Here is a 17,421-nt window from a genome sequence, read left to right on the forward strand (position 1 = left end):
CCACAACGCTCTCGAGCGCCTCAGCACCCGCACGAGTGCTGGGCGCGTTGTGGAGCCTTTACGCGCTGTACCCGGATGCCCGGGGGCGTTGTGGAGCCCTAACACGCTCTCGTGCGGGTGCTGAGGCGCTCGAGAGCGTTGTGGAGGGCGAAGCGCGTTCCTGCCGGTCATCCGATGCGGAGCGCTGTGCACCGCCAGAGCCCGGTGTCGCTGCGCTCGAACCGCGCCGCCAGGGCACGGATCCGGCCGCCGAGCCGGCACACCGCCGCGACTTCTGCCGCGTCCGGCCGGGGTCGGTCGAGTCGCAGCGACCGCAGCCGTGCGCACCCGTCCCGGCGCACGCCCGGCTGGGTCGCCGCCGCGGTGACGTAGCGCAGCACCGACGGCTCGAGCAACCGGCCCAGCTGTGCGGCCGGCCGCCGTCCGTCGATCACCTCCAGGACCAGGCGCAGGGTCCCCTGCGCCTGCCGCCGGGCCGGGTCGTCCTCGGGTGGGATCCGGTGGAGACGGTCGGTGGCGGGACGGGCGTCCGATCCGGACGGCCGCGGTCTCTGCTCCGGCACCGCCACGGACCGCGGCCGGCTCGGTCCGGGTTCGGTTCCGGGCTCGTAGTGCAGGGCGCGTAGCCGCACGGACCCCCCGGACCGAACGGGGGCCGCGAGCGGGCGCGGGGCGACGGTCGTCGTCATGTGGGCAGCGTGCGGGGGCGAACCGGACACCGTGGGGCGAATCGTTCCGTCAGTCTCCGAACCATTCGCTGCCATATCGTCCGGCGTCGTATCTTCGTGGCATGCCCGTAGCCGAGACGTACTTCGAGGCTCGGCCGGAGCGCATGCCGCTGGGCAAGCTGCTGTCCTGGACCGGGCAGGCGCTCGGCCGCTACTACCAGCGCACGGTGTCCACGCACGGCCTGACGTCGACCTCCATCGGCGTCCTCGGTGTGCTCGCGCACCGCGACGGCCTGTCCCATCGCGAGCTCGCCGGCCGGCTCGGGGTCACCCCGGCCACCCTGACCCCCGTGGTCGACGCCCTCGAGGAGGCCGGCGAGCTGTGCCGTGACCGTGACCGCGCAGACCGGCGGATCGTCCGGCTGTCCATCACCCAGGCCGGCCGTGATCGGCTGGTGACGGCGTTCGCCGAGGTCGCGGCCACGTTCCGGGACCGGATGCCGCACCCGCCGCCGGAGGAGGAGCAGATCATCCGGCGCTATCTGCTGGGGGTGCTCGCCGCTGTCACCGAGGGCGAGTGCGACGAGTTGGAAGCGAGGGGGGAACGGTGACGAACGGGCCGGCCGTCGAGGTGCAGGACCTCGTCAAGCGCTACCCGAAGAGCCCGGGCAACGCCGTCGACGGGTTGTCGTTCACCGTCGAGCGCGGCGAGGTGTTCGGGCTGCTCGGTCCCAACGGGGCCGGCAAGACCACAACCGTCGGCGTGCTCACCACCCGGGTGCTCCCGACCGGTGGCCGGGCGCGCGTCGCCGGGCTCGACGTCGTGTCCGACGCGGTCGCGGTGCGGTCGCGGCTCGCGGTGGTGCCACAGCGGGTCAACCTCGACCGCTCGCTCTCGGTGCGCAACAACCTGATCTTCCACGCCGCCTACCACGGCGTCGGACGGGCGGAGCGCCGTCGCCGCGCCGACGCGCTGCTCGAGCGGATGGGGCTCGCGGACAAGCCGGACGCACTGATCGACACGTTGTCCGGCGGGCAGAGCCAGCGGCTGATGATCGCGCGCGGGCTGATGCACCGGCCCGAGGTGCTGTTCCTGGACGAGCCGTCGACCGGGCTGGACCCGCAGGCCCGGCTGTTCGTGCACGACCAGGTGCGCGAGCTCAAGGCCGAGGGCGTGACGATCGTGCTCACCACGCACGACATGGACGAGGCGGCGAAACTGTCGGACCGGGTCGGCATCGTCGACCACGGCGCCCTGCTCGCGCTCGACACACCGGCCGGTCTCATCCGGTCGCTGCCCGGCCGGGCCACGGTCGAGGTCACGGTGGTCCCGGGGGAGGGCACGGCCGGCGACCTGGTGACCGCGCTGTCCGGGCTCGCCGGGGTGGAGCGGGTCGAGCAGCTCGCCGCTGCGCCGGGTGGCCCCTCCGAGGGGATGCCGCCGTGGCCGAGTGCCGGCGGCGCCGGTGGGCTCGCTGTATCTCCGGCGCCGGCAGCGCCGGCAGCGCCGGCCTTGGACACCCTGCGGCTGCGGCTCTATGTCGACGCCGACCCGGCCGCCCTGCTCGGACCGGTGGTCGCGCTGCTCGGCACCCGTGAGGCCCAGGTCAGCGACGTGTCACTGGGCGAGCCGAGCCTCGAGGACGTGTTCATCTCGCTGACCGGGAGGGACCTGCGATGACCCTGGACTCCGAGACCGGCACCGCATCCCGCGGGCGGCTGTTCGGCGCGGACGCGTCGGCCGCCCACCCGAGCCCGGCGCGGGCCTTCGCCGCGGTGCTCGGCCGCGACATCTTCGTCACCGCGAAGGAGCTGCCCTCGTTCCTCGCCCAGACGCTGCTCCAGCCGTTCTTCTTCCTGCTGGTGTTCGTCGTCGTGCTGGGCCGCAGCGGCTTCGTCTCCCCGGAGTACGGCTCGATCATGCTCCCCGGGCTGCTCGCGCTGAACGCCGTCTTCGGCGCACTGCAGAGCGTCGCGTTCCCGCTGGTGTTCGAGTTCTCCTGGTCGCGGGAGATCGAGGACCGGCTCCTCGCCCCCATGCCGATCCCGCTGGTCGCGGTCGAGAAGATCGTCTTCGCGGCGTTGCGGGGGTTGCTCGCGAGCGTGCTGATGGTGCCGATCGGCCTGCTCATGGTCGACGTGTCGTGGCCGCCCTCGGGCCTGCTGCCCGGGTTCGTCATGGTCGTGCTGGGCGCGTTGCTCGGGGCCACGATGGGGATGGTGATCGGCACCGCGGTGCCGCCGCGCCGGATCAACATCCTGTTCGCGGTGATCTTCACGCCGCTGCTGTTCACCGGCTCGGTGCAGTACCCGTGGTCGACGCTGAGCGACCTGCAGTGGTTCCAGGTGCTGTCCGCGCTCAACCCGCTGACCTACGTCAGCGAGGGCATCCGGGCCTCGCTCGTGCCGCAGGTGCCGCACCTTTCGCTTGCCCTGTGCCTGCTGGTGACGGTGGTGGCGATCGTGGTGTTCGCCCTGCTGGGCATCCGGGGCTTCCTGCGCCGCGCCCTCGACTGAGCCAGCGCGCGACGAGCCCGGGGTTCGCGGTCGCGGGGTGGCGGTGCCTCCGACGTGCCGCAGCGCATCGACCGCCGGGCCACGCGCGCCCTGTATCGCCGACACGCCCGTCGAGGCACAGGGCACGCGTCGAACCCGATACGGCCTGGCGGCTGCGGGGTCTGTGCTGCAGTAGCGTTCGGCCGGTGCCGCTGCTCGGACTGATCATGGACTACGGCGGGGTGCTGACCGACGGCCCCGAGCTGCTCGACATCCCGCGCCGCGCCCGGGCGGCCGGGGTGCGCACCGCCCTGCTGTCCGACGCCCACCAGGTGCCCGACGGCTGCGCCGACCTGTTCGACGTCGTGGTGCTGGGCGCCGCGGCAGGTGCCCGCAAACCCGACCCGGAGGCGTTCCGCCGGGTCGCGGCGCTGCTCGAACTGGCACCCGAGCAGTGCGTGGTCGTCGACGACCTGCCGGTGAACGTGCGGGGCGCCCGAGCGGCCGGCGCGGTGACGATCCGCCATGAGGATCCCGGGACGACGGTCGCCGAGCTGGAGATCCTGCTCGATCTGGAGTCCTAGACGCCGAACGGCGCCGCCCTGTGAGGGGCGACGCCGTTCGTGACGATCGGATGCTCAGCGCTGCGGGTCAGCGCTGCGGCTCGGCGGGCGGCTCGCCCGGCCCGGCCGGCACGTCGGGTGCAGGACCGCCCGGCACCTCCGGAGCGTGCTCGCCGCCCTGAGCGGGGGCGGGCGGAGCGGCGTCCGGCGGGGCGGCAGTGGTGTCACCCTCGCCCGTGGCCTGCTTGGCCCTGCCCACCGCAGTGTCGATCTTGTCCTCGTGTCCGGCGAAGCGACCCTTCGCGGCCTCTCCCGCCTTGTCGAGGCCCTGGTCGACCTTGTCGTCGTGCTGTCCGAGCATTTCCTTGGCCTTGTCGAGGAAACCCATGCCGGCCACCATGGACCGCTTCCCGGCACCTCGCAGCCCGAACCCGCATCCCTACCCGAACGGGCGAATCCGCACGTGGGACGGCCGGAGCTCGTCGACGCCGTTCACGCCGATGAGCTGCAGGGTCCGGACGATCTCGGCCGCCAGGATCTCGACGGCCTTGACGACTCCGCGCTGCCCGCCGGCCATCAGCCCGTACAGGTAGGCGCGGCCCACGAGCGCGGCGCGAGCACCGAGCGCGATCGCGGCGACGATGTCCGCACCGTGCATGATGCCGGTGTCGACCATCACCTCCGTCCGGTCGCCGACGGCCTGGACCACCGGCTCGACCAGCTCGATCGGTACCGGGGCGCGGTCGAGCTGTCGGCCGCCGTGGTTGGACAGCAGCACCGCGTCGGCACCGGCGTCGACGACCCGGCGCGCGTCCTCGACGCTCTGAATGCCTTTGATCACGAGCTTGCCGGGCCAGGTGCCGCGCAGCCACTCGACGTCGGCCATGGTCAGCGCGGGGTCGAACACCCGGTTGATCAGGTCCGCGACGGTGCCCTCGGTGGATGCCAGGCTGGCGAAGGTCAGCGGCTCGGTCGTGAGCAGGTTGATCCACCAGTGGGGGTGCATCGCGCCGTCGACGAAGGTCTTGAGGCTCAGCGCGGGCGGGATCGTCAACCCGTTGTGCACGTCGCGCAGCCGGGCGCCGCCGACCGGGGTGTCGACGGTGAGCATCAGGGTGTCGTAACCGGCCTCGGCCGCGCGCTGCACGAGGTCCTTGGCGGGCGCCCGGTCGCGCCACAGGTAGAGCTGGAACCACTTGCGGGCCCGCGGTGCGGCAGCGGCCACGTCCTCGATGGTCGTGGTGCCCATGGTCGAGAGCGTGTACGGGATCCCGACCTGCTGGGCGACCGCGGCCACGGCCCGCTCGCCCTCGTGGTTCATCATCCGGGTGAAGCCCGTGGGGGCGAAGGCGAACGGCAGCGTGGAGCGCTCGCCGAGGATCGTCCGGCCGGTGTCGACGTCGGAGACGTCGCGCAGCACCGTCGGGTGGAACTCGGCGCGGGCGAACGCCTGCCGCGCGCGGCGCAGGCTCAGCTCGCCGTCGGCCGCCCCGTCGGTGTAGTCGAAGACGGCGCGGGGCGTGCGGCGCCGGGCGATCGCGCGCAGGTCCGCGATGCTGGCGGCGCGGGCGAGCCGGCGCTCGGTGCCGTCCCACACGATGGGGGCCGGTCGCAACAGGGGACGGAGTTCCGCGGGACGAGGAAGCCGGCGCTGCACCATGCCGGCCACCCTAGGCAGAAATCGGAGCTCCCGACACGGCCGGCCCGCGCCCGCCGCGGGGCGAGGGCTGCGGGGCCGGAGGTCGACGCGGCCGCGCCGGGGGCCGTGGGGCCGGGGAGCGAACGCGACCGTCAGGTGCGACGGCGCAGCAGTTCGTACGCCGCGACGGCGGCGGCGCTCGCCACGTTCAGCGACTCCACGCCGCCGTGCATCGGGATCGCCAACGTCCCGTCGAGCTCGGCCCGGACCGCGCCGGACAGCCCGTCGGTCTCGTTGCCCAGCACCAGGGCGACCCGCGGGGGCAGCTCGGCGTCGAGCAGGGACGCCCCGCCCGCGTCCAGGCCGTGGACGGCGAACCCGGCGGCGCGCAGCTCCGCACAGCCCTCCTCGGCCGTCGATGCCCGCAGCACCGGCGCGGAGAACGCCACCCCGGCCGACGCCTTGATCACCAGCGGGTCGATCGACGGCACCCCGCGGCGGGGGAGCAGCACACCGTCCAGGCCCGCCGCGGTCGCGCTGCGCAGCACCATGCCCACGTTCGCCGGGTTGGTCACCCGGTCCAGGACCAGCACGGCCGCGGGCCGGTCCGGGCCGAGCGCGTCGAGGAACTCCGCGACCGGCGCCATCCGCGGGGCCACGACGTCGGCGAGCACGCCCTGGTCGTGGCGGCCGTTGCCGGCGAGCACCTTGACCCGGTGCGCGCTGGCCCGCTGCACCTGCACCCCACGCGCCCGGGCGGCCGCGGTGATCGCGCGGACCGGTTCACCGCGCGCGGTGTCGGCCAGGATCACCTTGTCGACCTGCAGGCTGGGGTCGTCGAGCGCCTCCAGCACCGGCTTGCGGCCGTAGACGGTGATGAAGGTGTCCTTGGGCGACCGGGCGGGCCGGGTGGACGGATCGGCGGGCACGTACCGAGCGTGCCACCCACCGCATCTGCAGTCAGCCGGTACCCCGTTTGCGACCGTAGGATCGCCCTCATGCCGCCTCGGCTCTCCGCACTGGACGCGTCGTTCCTCTACCTGGAGCAGGCGACGACGCCGATGCACGTGGGTGGCGTCGCGATCTTCCGCCGCCCGAAGTCCGGCTTCGACTACGACCGCCTCGTCGAGCTGATCGAGCAGCGGATCGCACTGGTCCCGCGCTACCGGCAGAAGGTGCGTCACGTCCCCGGCAACCTGGCCCGCCCGGTGTGGGTCGACGACCAGGACTTCGACGTCGCCTACCACGTGCGCCGCTCCGCGTTGCCCCGGCCGGGTTCGGACGAGGCGCTGTCCGATCTGGTCGCCCGGCTGATGTCCCGCCCGCTCGACCACACCCGGCCGCTGTGGGAGATGTACCTCGTCGAAGGTCTTGCGCGCGGCCGCACCGCCGTGATCACCAAGACCCACCAGGCGATGGTCGACGGCATCAGCGCGATCGACATCGGACAGGTGATCCTCGACGTGTCGCCCGAGCCGAGGGTCGTCGCCGAGGAGCTGTGGATGCCCCGCCCGGAGCCCAGCGGCGGCCGGCTGGTCCTGGATGCGGTCGGCGAGATGGTGTCGCGCCCCGGCGAGCTGGTGGACAACGCGCGGGTCGCCGCGGGTGACGCGATCGCGACGGCGGGCAAGGTGGCCGGCGCGGTGGGGAAGCTGGTCACGATGGCGGTCACGGCAAGCCGCCGCGCGCCGGGCACCCCCCTCAACGTGGACATCTCGACCCAGCGGCGGTTCGCCGTCGCCCGCACCGAGCTCGAGGCCTACCGGCGGATCCGGGCGGCGCACGGGTGCACTGTCAACGACGTGGTGCTCAGCGTGATCTCCGGGGCGCTGCGGAACTGGTTGCTGTCCCGCGGCGAGCCCGTGACGTCGTCGTCGTCGGTGCGGGCCATGGTGCCGCTGTCGGTGCGCGGCGAGGCCGATGTGCCGAGCTCGGCCACCGCGGGCTCGCTCGGCAACCGGGTGTCGTCGTTCCTGGTGGACCTGCCCGTCGGGGAGCCGAGCCCGGTGGTGCGGCTGCACCACGTCACGCACGCGATGCGTGAGCACACCTCGAGCGGGCAGTCGGTCGGCGCGGACACCCTGGTCCGGATCGGCGGCTTCGCGCCGCCTACGCTTCATGCGTTGGGGGCCCGCGCGGCCAGTGGGTTCTCCAAACGCATCTTCAACTTGGTGGTGACCAACGTGCCGGGACCCCAGTTCCCGCTCTATGCCGCGGGCGCGCGGATGCTCGAGATGTTCCCCGTCGTTCCGCTGGCCAAGGGCCAGGCCCTGGCCATCGGCCTGACCAGCTACGACGGCGGTGTCTACTACGGGTTCAACGGCGACCGTGACGCCATGTCCGACGTCGACGTGCTCGCCGGCCTGGTCGACGAGTCGCTCGACGAGCTGCTCGCTACGGTGGGCTGATCATGCGCATCTACCTGCCGGGGACCTGGCCGATGCTGTCGCGGCTGGTCTCGACCGGCCGATTCGACCCGATCGGCGGCACCGCGTTCGCGCTCACCCCACGGTTGCGCGAGGCCTACACCACCGGGGACGACGAGGAGCTCGAGTACGCCGCGCTGTCGGAGGCGGCGCGCGCTTCGCTGCGGCTGCTCGGCGTGGAGTTCGGCCTGGGCGAGGACGGCACCCCGGCCCGACGCGTGGTGGTGGCCGCCGACGTCGACGACGTGACCCTGCGTCCCGACCTCGACGACGGCGCGGTGCGCATCAGCGGTTCGGTGCCGATGGAGGCCATCGCCGCGGTGCACGTCGACACCGAGGAGGCCGAGCACGCGGTGCGCCAGGCCGCCGGGGTGGTCGACGCGGCGGACCTCGGTGACATGGACGCCGAGTTCCTGGTCGGGGAGGCCGAGGACCACGAGCTGGCCTGGTACAGCCCGTCGGAGGTGGCCTTCCTCGTCGAACTCGGCTGACGGCCGGGCCTAGAGTTCCCGGCGTCGCCCGCCGGGGAGCTCCCGCTGTTCGTGCTCGTCCCGGCCCACCCCGCCGCCGAAGACGAGGGCGCCCGTCAACGGGACCGCCAGGAACCACAGCCAGCTCCCGGTCAGGAAGAACAGGATCACGGCCGCGATCGGCGTGACGGCCACGATCCGCGGGCCCCAGCCGTGGAAGCCGTGTTCGCGTCGGGCGGGCGAGGCCGCGTCCTGCGCGGCGGGCATCACCCCCGCCACCGGTGCCACCGCGGTCCCCGGTAGTGCCGGGTGCGGCGCCGGCAGGTCGGTGAACAGCGCGGTCAGCTCACTCGCGACCGTCGCGTTCGCGGCGACGGCCGAGCGGTCGGCGTACTCCTCGATCCCGAGCCGGCCCGCCGCGAGGTGCTCGTCGAGCGCCCTGACCGCCGACTCCCGCTCCGCGGTGCCGCTCCGCAGCGGCGGCACGCCCCCCGCGGCCTCCGCCGGCGTCTCCCCCATCGTCATGTCGTGGAGCTTGCCACCACGGTCACTCGTTCGGGTAGCGCGGTCCAGGCATGGCCGAGGACCGGGTGCCGGGGCCACCCTGTATCGCACGGACCCTGACCCGCTCACCCGTGGGAGGACGAGATGGCCGGCCTCACCGCCGTCACCACAGTCCCGGCGCCGCGCAACGAACCGATCCGCGGCTACGCCCCCGACAGCCCCGAGCGCGCCACCCTCGCCGCCCGGATCGCCGAACTCGCCACCGAGTCGCACGAGCTCACCGTCACGATCGGCGGTCGGCAGCGGATGGCCGGCGGCGAGCCCTTCGACGTCGTGCAGCCGCACCGCCGCCACTCCCGCCTGGGCGTCAGCGCGCAGGCGAGCACGACCGACGTCGCCGACGCGATCGACGCGGCCCGGGCCGCGGCCCCCGGCTGGCGGGACCTGCCCTTCGACGAGCGCGCCGCGGTGTTCCTGCGCGCCGCCGACCTCCTCGCGGGCCCCTGGCGCGACACCCTCAACACGGCGACGATCCTCGGCCAGTCCAAGTCGGTGCAGCAGGCCGAGATCGATTCCGCCTGCGAGCTTATCGACTTCTGGCGCTGGAACGTGCACTACGCGCGCCGCGCGCTGGCCGAGCAGCCCACGTCGTCGCCCGGGGCGTGGAACCGCTTCGATCACCGCCCGCTGGAGGGCTTCGTTCTGGCGATCACCCCGTTCAACTTCACCGCGATCGCCGGCAACCTGCCCACCGCGCCCGCGTTGATGGGCAACACGGTGGTCTGGAAGCCGAGCCCGACGCAGACGCTCGCGGCCTGGTACACGATGCGGCTGCTGGAGGCGGCCGGACTGCCGCCCGGCGTGATCAACATGGTGACGGGCGACGGCGCGGCCATCAGCGAGATCGCGTTGAGCAGTCCCGATCTCGCGGGCGTGCACTTCACCGGGTCCACGCGGACGTTCCAGCACCTGTGGCGCACGGTCGCGGAGAACCTGCAGCGCTACCGCGGCTACCCGAGGTTGGTCGGGGAGACCGGCGGCAAGGACTTCGTGGTCGCGCACCCGAGCGCCGACCCGGCGGCGCTGGCCACCGCACTCGTCCGCGGGGCCTTCGAGTACCAGGGGCAGAAGTGCTCGGCGGTGTCGCGGGCGTTCGTGCCGGCCTCGCGCTGGCAGGGCGGGCTGCGCGACGCGCTCGCCGAGCTCACCGGGTCGCTGAGCTACGGCGATGTCACCGACTTCGCGCACTTCGGCGGGGCGGTGATCGACGGACGGGCCCACTCCAGGCTGGTGACCGCGCTGGAGAAGGCCTCCACCGAGCTGGACGTGCTGGCCGGCGGCGGTCACGACGACGCCGAGGGCTGGTTCGTGGAACCGACCGTGCTGGTGGGGGAGGACCCCACCCACGAGGTGTTCACGACCGAGTTGTTCGGCCCGGTCCTCGCCGTGCACGTGTGGGACGACCGGGTGCCCGGTGAGTACGAGCGGATCCTGCGGACGATCGACAGCGCGACCCCCTACGCGCTGACCGGTGCGGTCTTCGCCACCGACCGCGCCGCGATCGAGACCGCGCACCGCGAGTTGCGGTTCGCCGCCGGGAACTTCTACGTCAACGACAAGCCGACCGGCGCCGTCGTCGGCCAGCAGCCCTTCGGCGGCGCGCGGGCGTCGGGAACCAACGACAAGGCCGGATCGATCTACAACCTGCAGCGTTGGACCAGCCCACGATCGATCAAGGAGACGTTCGACCCGCCGACCGACCACACCTACCCGCACATGGGCTGACCGCGCCACGACGGGGACTGCCCGGTGTGGACCCCACCCGGGTTGATGGGGACGGCACCCGTGCGCCGGGGGCCCGCCCGATGGCCCGGCGGGGACCCGCGCCCGCACTCTTCTCGGCATCACCCGCACCGGCCCTCCGGACGCGGGACCGGACGAGAAGAGCTGCAGATGCCCCGATACGACAGACGTGGCGCGGGGACCGCACGCCGCGCTGCCGGCGTCGCGGCCGCGACCTTGGTGGCGATGCTCATGGGCGCGGGGTACATGAGCATCGCCACCGGCCCCGGGTCCGGGTGCTTCCGCCACGTGCCGGCGGAGGCCACGGCCGGCGACGCCGCTCCGGTCGCCGTGGTGCGCCGCACCGGCGCGGACCCGGGTGCGTCCGGCCAGGGCCCCGTGGCGGTGTTCGCCACGGAGATCGGCCGTGGTGCCGACTGGCACATCAGCAGTACCGAGGCCACCTCCGAGAGGGGGCCTGACATGGTGCCGACCGACGAGACGACCGCTCGACCCCGTCCGTACATCCGGATCGCGCTGGTGACCGGGGTGCCGTTCGGCGTGCTGTACTCACGAAGCCGGCCCGGTCGGTGCCCGCCGTGCGCGTGTTGCTCGGGCGCGATGTAGCCGGGCGTTCCGAGGATCGATGCCGTGCGGGTCAGCACGCTGGCGTCGGCCGCGCGCGAGCCCGAAGTCGATCACTCGAGGGCCGTCGGCGCCGACCGGCCCGGAACTCCTGATCGCCGGCCAGGTCGCAACGGACGACCTCGATCGCGGCCGGCCGGCGCGGGACCGGTCCGGGTGGACCGCCCCATGCCGCCTTCGCCGAGCAGCCGCAGGATCGTGAACGGACCGACCGTGCGGGGGCGGTCCCGCTCACCGCACCTGCGCGGCCGGCGGCGGCGTGATGTCCACCGGCTGACCCCAGTCGCGGTAGCCGGCCGTCAACGCGAGGGTCCCGATCCCGGGCAGCTCCTGGCGGATGTCGCTGCGGACCGGCCGGTGGGCGCCGTCGACCCACAGCGTCGAGGTGATCCGGGTGAGCCCGTCGCGCACCTGCTGCTCGAGCTGGGCGCGCAGCGCGGGATCGGGTTGCAGCACGGCCGCCCGGGCCAGGTCGACGACGATCGTGTAGCGCACCGTGGGGACACCGTCGACCTGGTCGTCGGAGGCGTCGGCGATGAGCGTGGCGTCGGCGTAGCGGGCCAGGTTGGTGGTCGGGTCGGCGTTGGCGGTGAGGGTGGCCGCGAGGACGGCGCGCTGCTGGTCGGCGGGATCGGAGCTAGTCGGGTCGACCCGGGCCCACGGCTTACCCGCCACCGCGTCCGGCCCGGCCGGCTGCCGCAGGTAGACCTCACCGGGGAGCACCACGAAACCGGTCTCCTGCGGGGCCGCGTCGCCCTGGGCGACGGTCTGGGTGAACCGCGCCGATACGCCCCGGCCCTCCAACCGCAGGACGCCCTCCCCGGCGAAGCGCAGGGTGGAGGACCGTCCCGCCACCTCACCGCTCAGGCTGAGCCGGGCGGTCCCGTCGGCGCGCTGCCGCTCGGCGACCGCGGCGACGAGCTCGGAGATGTCGTAGTAGCGCGGTAGCGCCGAGGCGGTCTCCTCGGTCGCCGGGTCCGGGCCGGCGCAGCCGCCGAGCAGCGTGCCCACGAGCATCAGCAGCGGCAACCACCGGCCCGGCCGCCGGCGCACACCCAACCCGCCCATCACCTCGTGCCCTCCCGGGTCCTCGTCGGGCTGCACGCTATCGGGTGAACACCGGGCCGGTGCCACGGCCTCGGGTGCTCCCTAACGGAGGGCGACCAGCACCCGGCGCAGCGCGGCGAGCCGCCCGGGCCCCAGCGACCCGTCGGCGACCATGGCGTCGAGCGCGCACTCCGGGTCGGCGGGCGGCCCGAGGTGCCCGCACCCCCGGGGGCAGTTCTCGATGGCGGCGGCGAGGTCGTCGAACGCCGCCGGCACGTCGTCGGGGGTGACGTGCGCGAGGCCGAACGAACGTATCCCCGGGGTGTCGACGACCCAGCCGCCGCCGTCGGGCAGCGGCAGCGCGAGCGCCGCGGTGGTCGTGTGCCGTCCCTTGCCGACCGCCGAGACGACGCCCACCGCACGCTCGGCGTCCGGCACCAGCGTGTTCACCAGCGTCGACTTGCCCACACCGGAGTGTCCGACGAGCGCGGAGACGCGTCCGGTGAGGATCTCGCCGAGCTCGGTGGGGGGCCGGTCGCGCCGGGTCACGACCACCGGGACGTCCAGATCGGCGTAGTGCGCCGCGAAGGGCTCCGGGTCGGCCAGGTCCGACTTGGTCAGGCACAGCACCGGGGACAGCCCGCCGGCGTAGGCGGCGACCAGGCAGCGGTCGACGAACCCGGTGCGCGGTGTCGGGTCGGCCAGCGCGGTGACGATCACGAGCTGCTCGGCGTTCGCCACCACGACCCGCTCGAACGGGTCGGTGTCGTCGGCGGTGCGCCGCAGCACGGTGTCGCGGGGCTCGACGCGCACGATGCGCGCGAGGCTGTCCGGGGCGCCCGACAGGTCCCCGACCAGCCCGACCCGGTCGCCGACGACGATCGGGGTCCGGCCCAGCTCGCGGGCGCGCATCGCCGTCACGGGCGGGCGGGTGGCGTCGCCGTCGGGCACGCAGGTCCACCGGCCGCGGTCCACGGCGATCACCATCGCCCCGGTGGCGTCGGCGTGGTCGGGACGCCGTTTGCTGCGGGGACGCGAGCCGCGACGACCGGGGCGGACGCGGACGTCGGACTCGTCGTACTCCCTGGCCCGGCCGCGGGGGCTCAGTCGGCGCTCCCGAGCAGCGCGGCCCAGTGCCCCGGGAAGTCGGGGATGGTCTTGGCGGTGCTGCCGACGTCGTCGATCAGCACCCCGGGCACCACGAGCCCGATCAACGCACCAGCGGTGGCCATCCGGTGGTCGGCGTAGGCCCCCCACGGGCGGTCGGACCGGCCGCGCAGCGGGCGGGGCCGGATCTCCAGCCCGTCCGGCGTCTCGGTGACGTCCCCGCCCAACGCGGTGATCTCGGTGACCAGCGCGGCCAGCCGGTCGGTCTCGTGGCCGCGCAGGTGCGCGATGCCGCGCAGCCGAGACGGGCTGCCGGCCAGGGCCGCCACCGCGGCGATCGTGGGGGTCAGCTCGCCGACGTCGTGCAGGTCGACGTCGACGCCGGTGAGCGTGCCCGGGCCGGTGACCGTCATCCCGTCCGGTTCCGGCTCCACCGAACAGCCGAACTGCTCGAGCACCGCCAGGATCGCCACCCCCGGCTGTGTCGAGTGCTCCGGCCAGCCCGCGACGGTGACCCGGCCGCCGGTGACGGCCGCGGCGGCCAGGAACACCGAGGCGTTGGACAGGTCGGGTTCCACCGTCCAGTCCCGTGCCGCGACCGGCCCGGGCGACACCGCCCACGTGTCCGGCTCGGAGTCGTCGACCTCGACACCGGCCGTGCGCAGCATGTCCACCGTCATGTCGATGTGCGGCAGCGAGGGCACCGCCGCGTCGGCGGCGCCGGCCGCGCCGCGGTGGCGCACGGTGACGCCCTTGTCGTAGCGGGCCCCCGACAGCAGCAGCCCCGACACGAACTGCGACGACGCCGACGCGTCGATGACCACGTCGCCTCCGGGCAGACCACCGGCGCCGTGCAGGGTGAAGGGGAGCGCATCGCCGTCGACGGACGCGCCGAGGGAGCGCAGCGCGTCGAGCACCGTGCCCATCGGGCGCTCACGGGCCCGTGGATCGCCGTCGAAGTGCACCGGACCGTCGGCCAGCGCCGCCGCGGGCGGCACGAACCGCATGACGGTGCCCGCGAGCCCGCAGTCGACGGCGCCGCCACCCCGCAGGCCGGGGTGCGCCCCGACCGTGACGCGTTCACCGGACACCTCGACCGGGACGCCGAGCGCGCGCAGCGCGTCGACCATCAGGGCCGTGTCCCGGGTCGGGGGCGCTCCCGTCACCGACGCGGGCCCGCCGGACAGCGCGGCCAGCAGCAGCGCCCGGTTGGTCACCGACTTGGAGCCGGGCACGGCGACGCGCCCGCGGACCGGGGCGGTGACGTGCGGGGCGGGCCAGTACTCGCTCACGCCCCCATCCTCTCAGGGGACCGTGCCACGATGGATGGCATGTGCGGTCGATACGCCTCCACGAAGGCCCCCGCCGACCTCGCCGAGGAGTTCCGGGCCGTCGACGCCACGGAGACCGGCGGGTCCGCCACTCCGGACTACAACGTCGCGCCGACGAAGCAGGTGTTCACCGTCGTGCAGCGGCACCCCCGCGACGCCGACGGCACGCCGGACCCCGAGGTCACCGAGCGGAGCATCCGGATCATGCGCTGGGGCCTGGTGCCGTCCTGGGCCAAGGACCCGTCCGGCGGTGCCCGGATGATCAACGCCCGGTCCGAGACGGCCGCCGAGAAGCCCGCGTTCCGCAAGGCGCTGGCCGCGCGGCGGTGCCTGCTGCCGGCCGACGGCTGGTACGAGTGGCAGCGCCGCGGCGCCGCGGCGAAGACGAAGCAGCCCTACTACACGCACTACCGCGACGGCAGTTCCGTCGCGCTGGCCGGGGTGTGGGAGTTCTGGCGGCCCCGCAATGCCGCCGCCGACCCCGAGGGCAAGTACGCCGACGGGCTGATCACGGCCGCCGTGCTCACCACCGACGCGGTCGGCCCGCTGGCCGAGGTCCACGACCGGATGCCGCTGGTGCTGCCGCCGGAGGCCTGGGACGCCTGGCTCGACCCGGACAGCGACGCAGCCACCGAGTCGGTGTCCGCACTGCTCGCACCGCCCTCGCCGGAGCTGATCGAGCGCCTGGAGCTGCGCCCGGTGTCCGACCGGGTGAACAGCGTCCGCAACAACGGCCCGGAGCTGCTCGCGCCGCTCGCCGCGGGCGAGGTCAAGGAACCGTTGCAGCTGGACCTGCTCACGTGACCACCGGTCTGTCGGACGCGATCGGTACCACGGAGATCGACACCCCGCACGGCCCGGCCCGGGTCCACCTGCACCGGGCCCCCGGCCCGGCCCGGGCAGCCCTGTTGCTCGGCCACGGCGCGGGCGGCGGGGTGGGCGCCGTCGACCTCGCGGCGGCCACGTCCGCGGCCCTCGCCGCGGGTCTGCACGTCGCACTCGTCGAGCAGCCCTACCGGGTCGCGGGCCGGCGTGCTCCCGCTCCGGCCCGGCAGCTCGACGCGGCGTGGCTCGATGTGGTCGCAGCGCTGGCGGCGGGCGAGTTCCGGGACCTGCCGCTGATCTTCGGTGGCCGCAGCTCCGGTGCGCGGGTGGCCTGTCGCACGGCCGCGGCGGGGGGTGCGGCGGCGGTGCTGTGCCTGGCGTTCCCGGTGCACCCGCCGGGCAAGCCGGAGAAGCACCGGCGAGCGGAGCTGGACGGGGTCACGGTGCCGGTCCTGATCGTCCAGGGCGAGCGCGACGCGTTCGGCCGGCCGGACGAGGCCCCCGGCCGGGAGCTCGTCCTGCTGGCCGGCGACCACGCACTCAAGGCCGACCCGGCGGGCGCGGGCCGCGCGGTGGGCGACTGGCTGGACCGGCTGCTCAGCGCACCGGGGTCAGCGCCGCCCACCGGGTGAACGCCCGGGCGCGCACCGCCAGCAGGACCGCGGTCCACAGCAGCCCGAGCACGATCGCGCCGGTGAGGAACGTCGGGTAGTCGATCGGCGGCGTCACCAGCCACTCGGCCTGCAGCCACGCCGCCCCCGCGCCGCCCAGCCCGGCGAGCACGGCCCCGAGCACCGGGCGCGCCAGATCCGGCACCCGGGCGGCGAAGGCGAGGTCGACCGCCACCGCCACGCCGAGCAGCAGGAACGGCACCGCGGACATCGGGAAGCCGGCGCCGGCCAGCACCAGCCACATGGCGCAGCGGTAGGCGAGGTACCCGGCGGCGATCGCGGTGGCCGCCCACGGACGCCCGATCATCCAGCGCGCCAGGACCAGCACCGACCCGGCCGCGGCGACCAGCCACATCGGGTACACCCAGTCCGCCACCGGCAGCGCGAAGTGCAGCACCGACGCCCGGTCGACGGGACGGCCGATCTGGTCGGCGGCGAACTGCAGCAGGATCGGCTCGGCCTGCGGCTCCCCGCGGTCCCACGCGGCGACGGCCAGCACGCCGTACTCCTGCTGGCCGGCCGGGAACCACACGTTCTCCAGGACGAACAGCCACAGCAACCCGAGCACCGGGGTCCGCAGCCGCCCGGCCGGGCCGTAGCGCCACCACCCGCGGACGACGCCGGTGAGCATCACGGCGGTGCCCAGGTAGAGCAGCGCGTGGGTGATGCTCCAGGCGGTGATGTCGAGCCCGTTGATCCGGTGGTTGATCACGTCGAGCGGCACGGCCAGCAGGAAGATCGTGACCCCGGCCTGCATGAACCGCAGGGTGAACCGATCGACGCCGTACCCGGTGTAGCTGTGGAACAGCACCAGCGCCACCACCAGCACGGTGCCCGCGGTGTTGAGCAGATGCGGGGGCGCCAGGTCGTCACGCAGCCACTTGAAGTGCCACGAGACGTCCCAGGAGGAGCCGAGAACCTTCAGCGTGAGGGCGATCAGCCACAACGCGTAGACGTTGCGGAGCATCGCGGGTGGCAGCGGGCGTGGAGCTTCACCGCGGGTCCACCAGGTGTTGTACAGGTCGCGTGCACGGCCCGTGATCGTCGCTGCCACCGCGCCATGATGGGGTGCCGCCGGGGCGAGGTGAAGGGGGTTAACCACACCGCAACGGTGTGGTCAACTCTTCGATCCGACAGTATCGGCCGCTCCGACCCGGATGACCTGGCCTTAAGCCGCGATTAGGGCGAACCGGGCCCCGGTCAGCCGGGCGAGGTCGGCAGGCGTGATCTCCACCTCCAGGCCCCGC

At 74.1% G+C, this 17,421-nt stretch carries 19 protein-coding genes; 10 read left to right on the forward strand and 9 right to left on the reverse strand.

The genetic code is table 11. The annotated features are described in order from the left end of the window. Positions 1–167: 167 nt before the first annotated feature. On the reverse strand, positions 168–689 hold the full coding sequence (locus HF519_RS24655; RefSeq protein ID WP_169415383.1) for an Rv3235 family protein: 522 nt from the start codon (positions 687–689) through the stop codon (positions 168–170). A 101-nt stretch (positions 690–790) separates the two neighbouring features. Here HF519_RS24655 and HF519_RS24660 point away from each other — a divergent pair, with 101 nt between their 5' ends. From HF519_RS24660 to HF519_RS24675, 4 genes are all read left to right on the forward strand, one after another. Continuing rightward, the gene (locus tag HF519_RS24660) at positions 791–1,279 is read left to right on the forward strand and encodes a MarR family winged helix-turn-helix transcriptional regulator (protein WP_169415384.1); all 489 of its coding nucleotides are present in this window, start codon (positions 791–793) and stop codon (positions 1,277–1,279) included. Continuing rightward, positions 1,276–2,349, forward strand: coding sequence for an ABC transporter ATP-binding protein (locus HF519_RS24665; RefSeq protein ID WP_312860324.1), 1,074 nt, complete (start codon positions 1,276–1,278; stop codon positions 2,347–2,349). Before HF519_RS24660 ends, HF519_RS24665 begins: the two co-directional genes overlap by 4 nt. Further along, on the forward strand, positions 2,346–3,185 hold the full coding sequence (locus tag HF519_RS24670; RefSeq protein ID WP_169415385.1) for an ABC transporter permease: 840 nt from the start codon (positions 2,346–2,348) through the stop codon (positions 3,183–3,185). The genes HF519_RS24665 and HF519_RS24670 overlap by 4 nt, the downstream gene beginning before the upstream one ends. A gap of 185 nt (positions 3,186–3,370) precedes the next feature. Beyond that, positions 3,371–3,748 carry an HAD-IA family hydrolase gene (locus tag HF519_RS24675; RefSeq protein WP_312860325.1) on the forward strand — a complete coding sequence of 126 codons (378 nt, stop codon included), beginning with the start codon at positions 3,371–3,373 and terminating at the stop codon, positions 3,746–3,748. A gap of 67 nt (positions 3,749–3,815) precedes the next feature. On the opposite strand, the gene HF519_RS24680 is transcribed toward HF519_RS24675, so the two are convergent. From HF519_RS24680 to HF519_RS24690, 3 genes are all read right to left on the reverse strand, one after another. Further along, complete coding sequence (locus tag HF519_RS24680) at positions 3,816–4,115, reverse strand: antitoxin (RefSeq protein WP_169415386.1); 300 nt, start codon at positions 4,113–4,115, stop codon at positions 3,816–3,818. 51 nt (positions 4,116–4,166) lie between these two features. After that, the gene (locus HF519_RS24685) at positions 4,167–5,387 is read right to left on the reverse strand and encodes an alpha-hydroxy acid oxidase (protein ID WP_169415387.1); all 1,221 of its coding nucleotides are present in this window, start codon (positions 5,385–5,387) and stop codon (positions 4,167–4,169) included. Between the two features lie 131 nt (positions 5,388–5,518). After that, positions 5,519–6,295 carry a TrmH family RNA methyltransferase gene (locus HF519_RS24690; protein ID WP_169415388.1) on the reverse strand — a complete coding sequence of 259 codons (777 nt, stop codon included), beginning with the start codon at positions 6,293–6,295 and terminating at the stop codon, positions 5,519–5,521. 69 nt (positions 6,296–6,364) lie between these two features. Here HF519_RS24690 and HF519_RS24695 point away from each other — a divergent pair, with 69 nt between their 5' ends. Further along, a complete protein-coding gene (locus HF519_RS24695) occupies positions 6,365–7,774 on the forward strand; it encodes a WS/DGAT/MGAT family O-acyltransferase (RefSeq protein WP_169415389.1) in 1,410 nt (469 codons plus the stop codon). 2 nt (positions 7,775–7,776) lie between these two features. Then, positions 7,777–8,283: a DUF6912 family protein gene (locus HF519_RS24700; protein WP_169415390.1), complete on the forward strand. Its 507-nt coding sequence runs from the start codon at positions 7,777–7,779 to the stop codon at positions 8,281–8,283. Between the two features lie 9 nt (positions 8,284–8,292). On the opposite strand, the gene HF519_RS24705 is transcribed toward HF519_RS24700, so the two are convergent. Further along, the gene (locus HF519_RS24705) at positions 8,293–8,787 is read right to left on the reverse strand and encodes a DUF1707 SHOCT-like domain-containing protein (protein ID WP_211170530.1); all 495 of its coding nucleotides are present in this window, start codon (positions 8,785–8,787) and stop codon (positions 8,293–8,295) included. A gap of 123 nt (positions 8,788–8,910) precedes the next feature. On the opposite strand from HF519_RS24705, the gene pruA reads away from it, so the two are divergent. Together pruA and HF519_RS24715 are read left to right on the forward strand one after the other, a co-directional pair. Beyond that, a complete protein-coding gene (gene pruA, locus HF519_RS24710; protein WP_169415391.1) occupies positions 8,911–10,551 on the forward strand; it encodes an L-glutamate gamma-semialdehyde dehydrogenase in 1,641 nt (546 codons plus the stop codon). 168 nt (positions 10,552–10,719) lie between these two features. Continuing rightward, positions 10,720–11,175 (forward strand): hypothetical protein, encoded by a 456-nt coding sequence (locus HF519_RS24715; protein ID WP_169415392.1) that lies wholly within the window; start codon positions 10,720–10,722, stop codon positions 11,173–11,175. 249 nt (positions 11,176–11,424) lie between these two features. On the opposite strand, the gene HF519_RS24720 is transcribed toward HF519_RS24715, so the two are convergent. From HF519_RS24720 to aroA, 3 genes are all read right to left on the reverse strand, one after another. Beyond that, on the reverse strand, positions 11,425–12,297 hold the full coding sequence (locus HF519_RS24720; RefSeq protein WP_169415393.1) for an SCO4651 family lipoprotein: 873 nt from the start codon (positions 12,295–12,297) through the stop codon (positions 11,425–11,427). Positions 12,298–12,342: 45 nt separating this feature from the next. Further along, positions 12,343–13,215: a ribosome small subunit-dependent GTPase A gene (rsgA, locus tag HF519_RS24725; RefSeq protein WP_438826434.1), complete on the reverse strand. Its 873-nt coding sequence runs from the start codon at positions 13,213–13,215 to the stop codon at positions 12,343–12,345. A gap of 128 nt (positions 13,216–13,343) precedes the next feature. Next, positions 13,344–14,639 carry a 3-phosphoshikimate 1-carboxyvinyltransferase gene (gene aroA, locus HF519_RS24730; protein ID WP_169415394.1) on the reverse strand — a complete coding sequence of 432 codons (1,296 nt, stop codon included), beginning with the start codon at positions 14,637–14,639 and terminating at the stop codon, positions 13,344–13,346. Between the two features lie 39 nt (positions 14,640–14,678). Between aroA and HF519_RS24735 the strand changes: the two genes are divergently transcribed. Both HF519_RS24735 and HF519_RS24740 read left to right on the forward strand, forming a co-directional pair. Then, on the forward strand, positions 14,679–15,482 hold the full coding sequence (locus tag HF519_RS24735; protein ID WP_169415395.1) for an SOS response-associated peptidase: 804 nt from the start codon (positions 14,679–14,681) through the stop codon (positions 15,480–15,482). A gap of 20 nt (positions 15,483–15,502) precedes the next feature. Then, positions 15,503–16,135, forward strand: coding sequence for an alpha/beta hydrolase family protein (locus HF519_RS24740; protein ID WP_169415401.1), 633 nt, complete (start codon positions 15,503–15,505; stop codon positions 16,133–16,135). Here the strand turns inward: HF519_RS24740 and HF519_RS24745 are convergent. Then, a complete protein-coding gene (locus HF519_RS24745; RefSeq protein WP_169415396.1) occupies positions 16,101–17,228 on the reverse strand; it encodes a hypothetical protein in 1,128 nt (375 codons plus the stop codon). The genes HF519_RS24740 and HF519_RS24745 overlap by 35 nt on opposite strands. Between the last annotated feature and the right edge of the window lie 193 nt (positions 17,229–17,421).

Origin of the sequence: Pseudonocardia bannensis, assembly GCF_012911875.1 — a bacterium.
GTDB lineage: Bacteria > Actinomycetota > Actinomycetes > Mycobacteriales > Pseudonocardiaceae > Pseudonocardia > Pseudonocardia bannensis.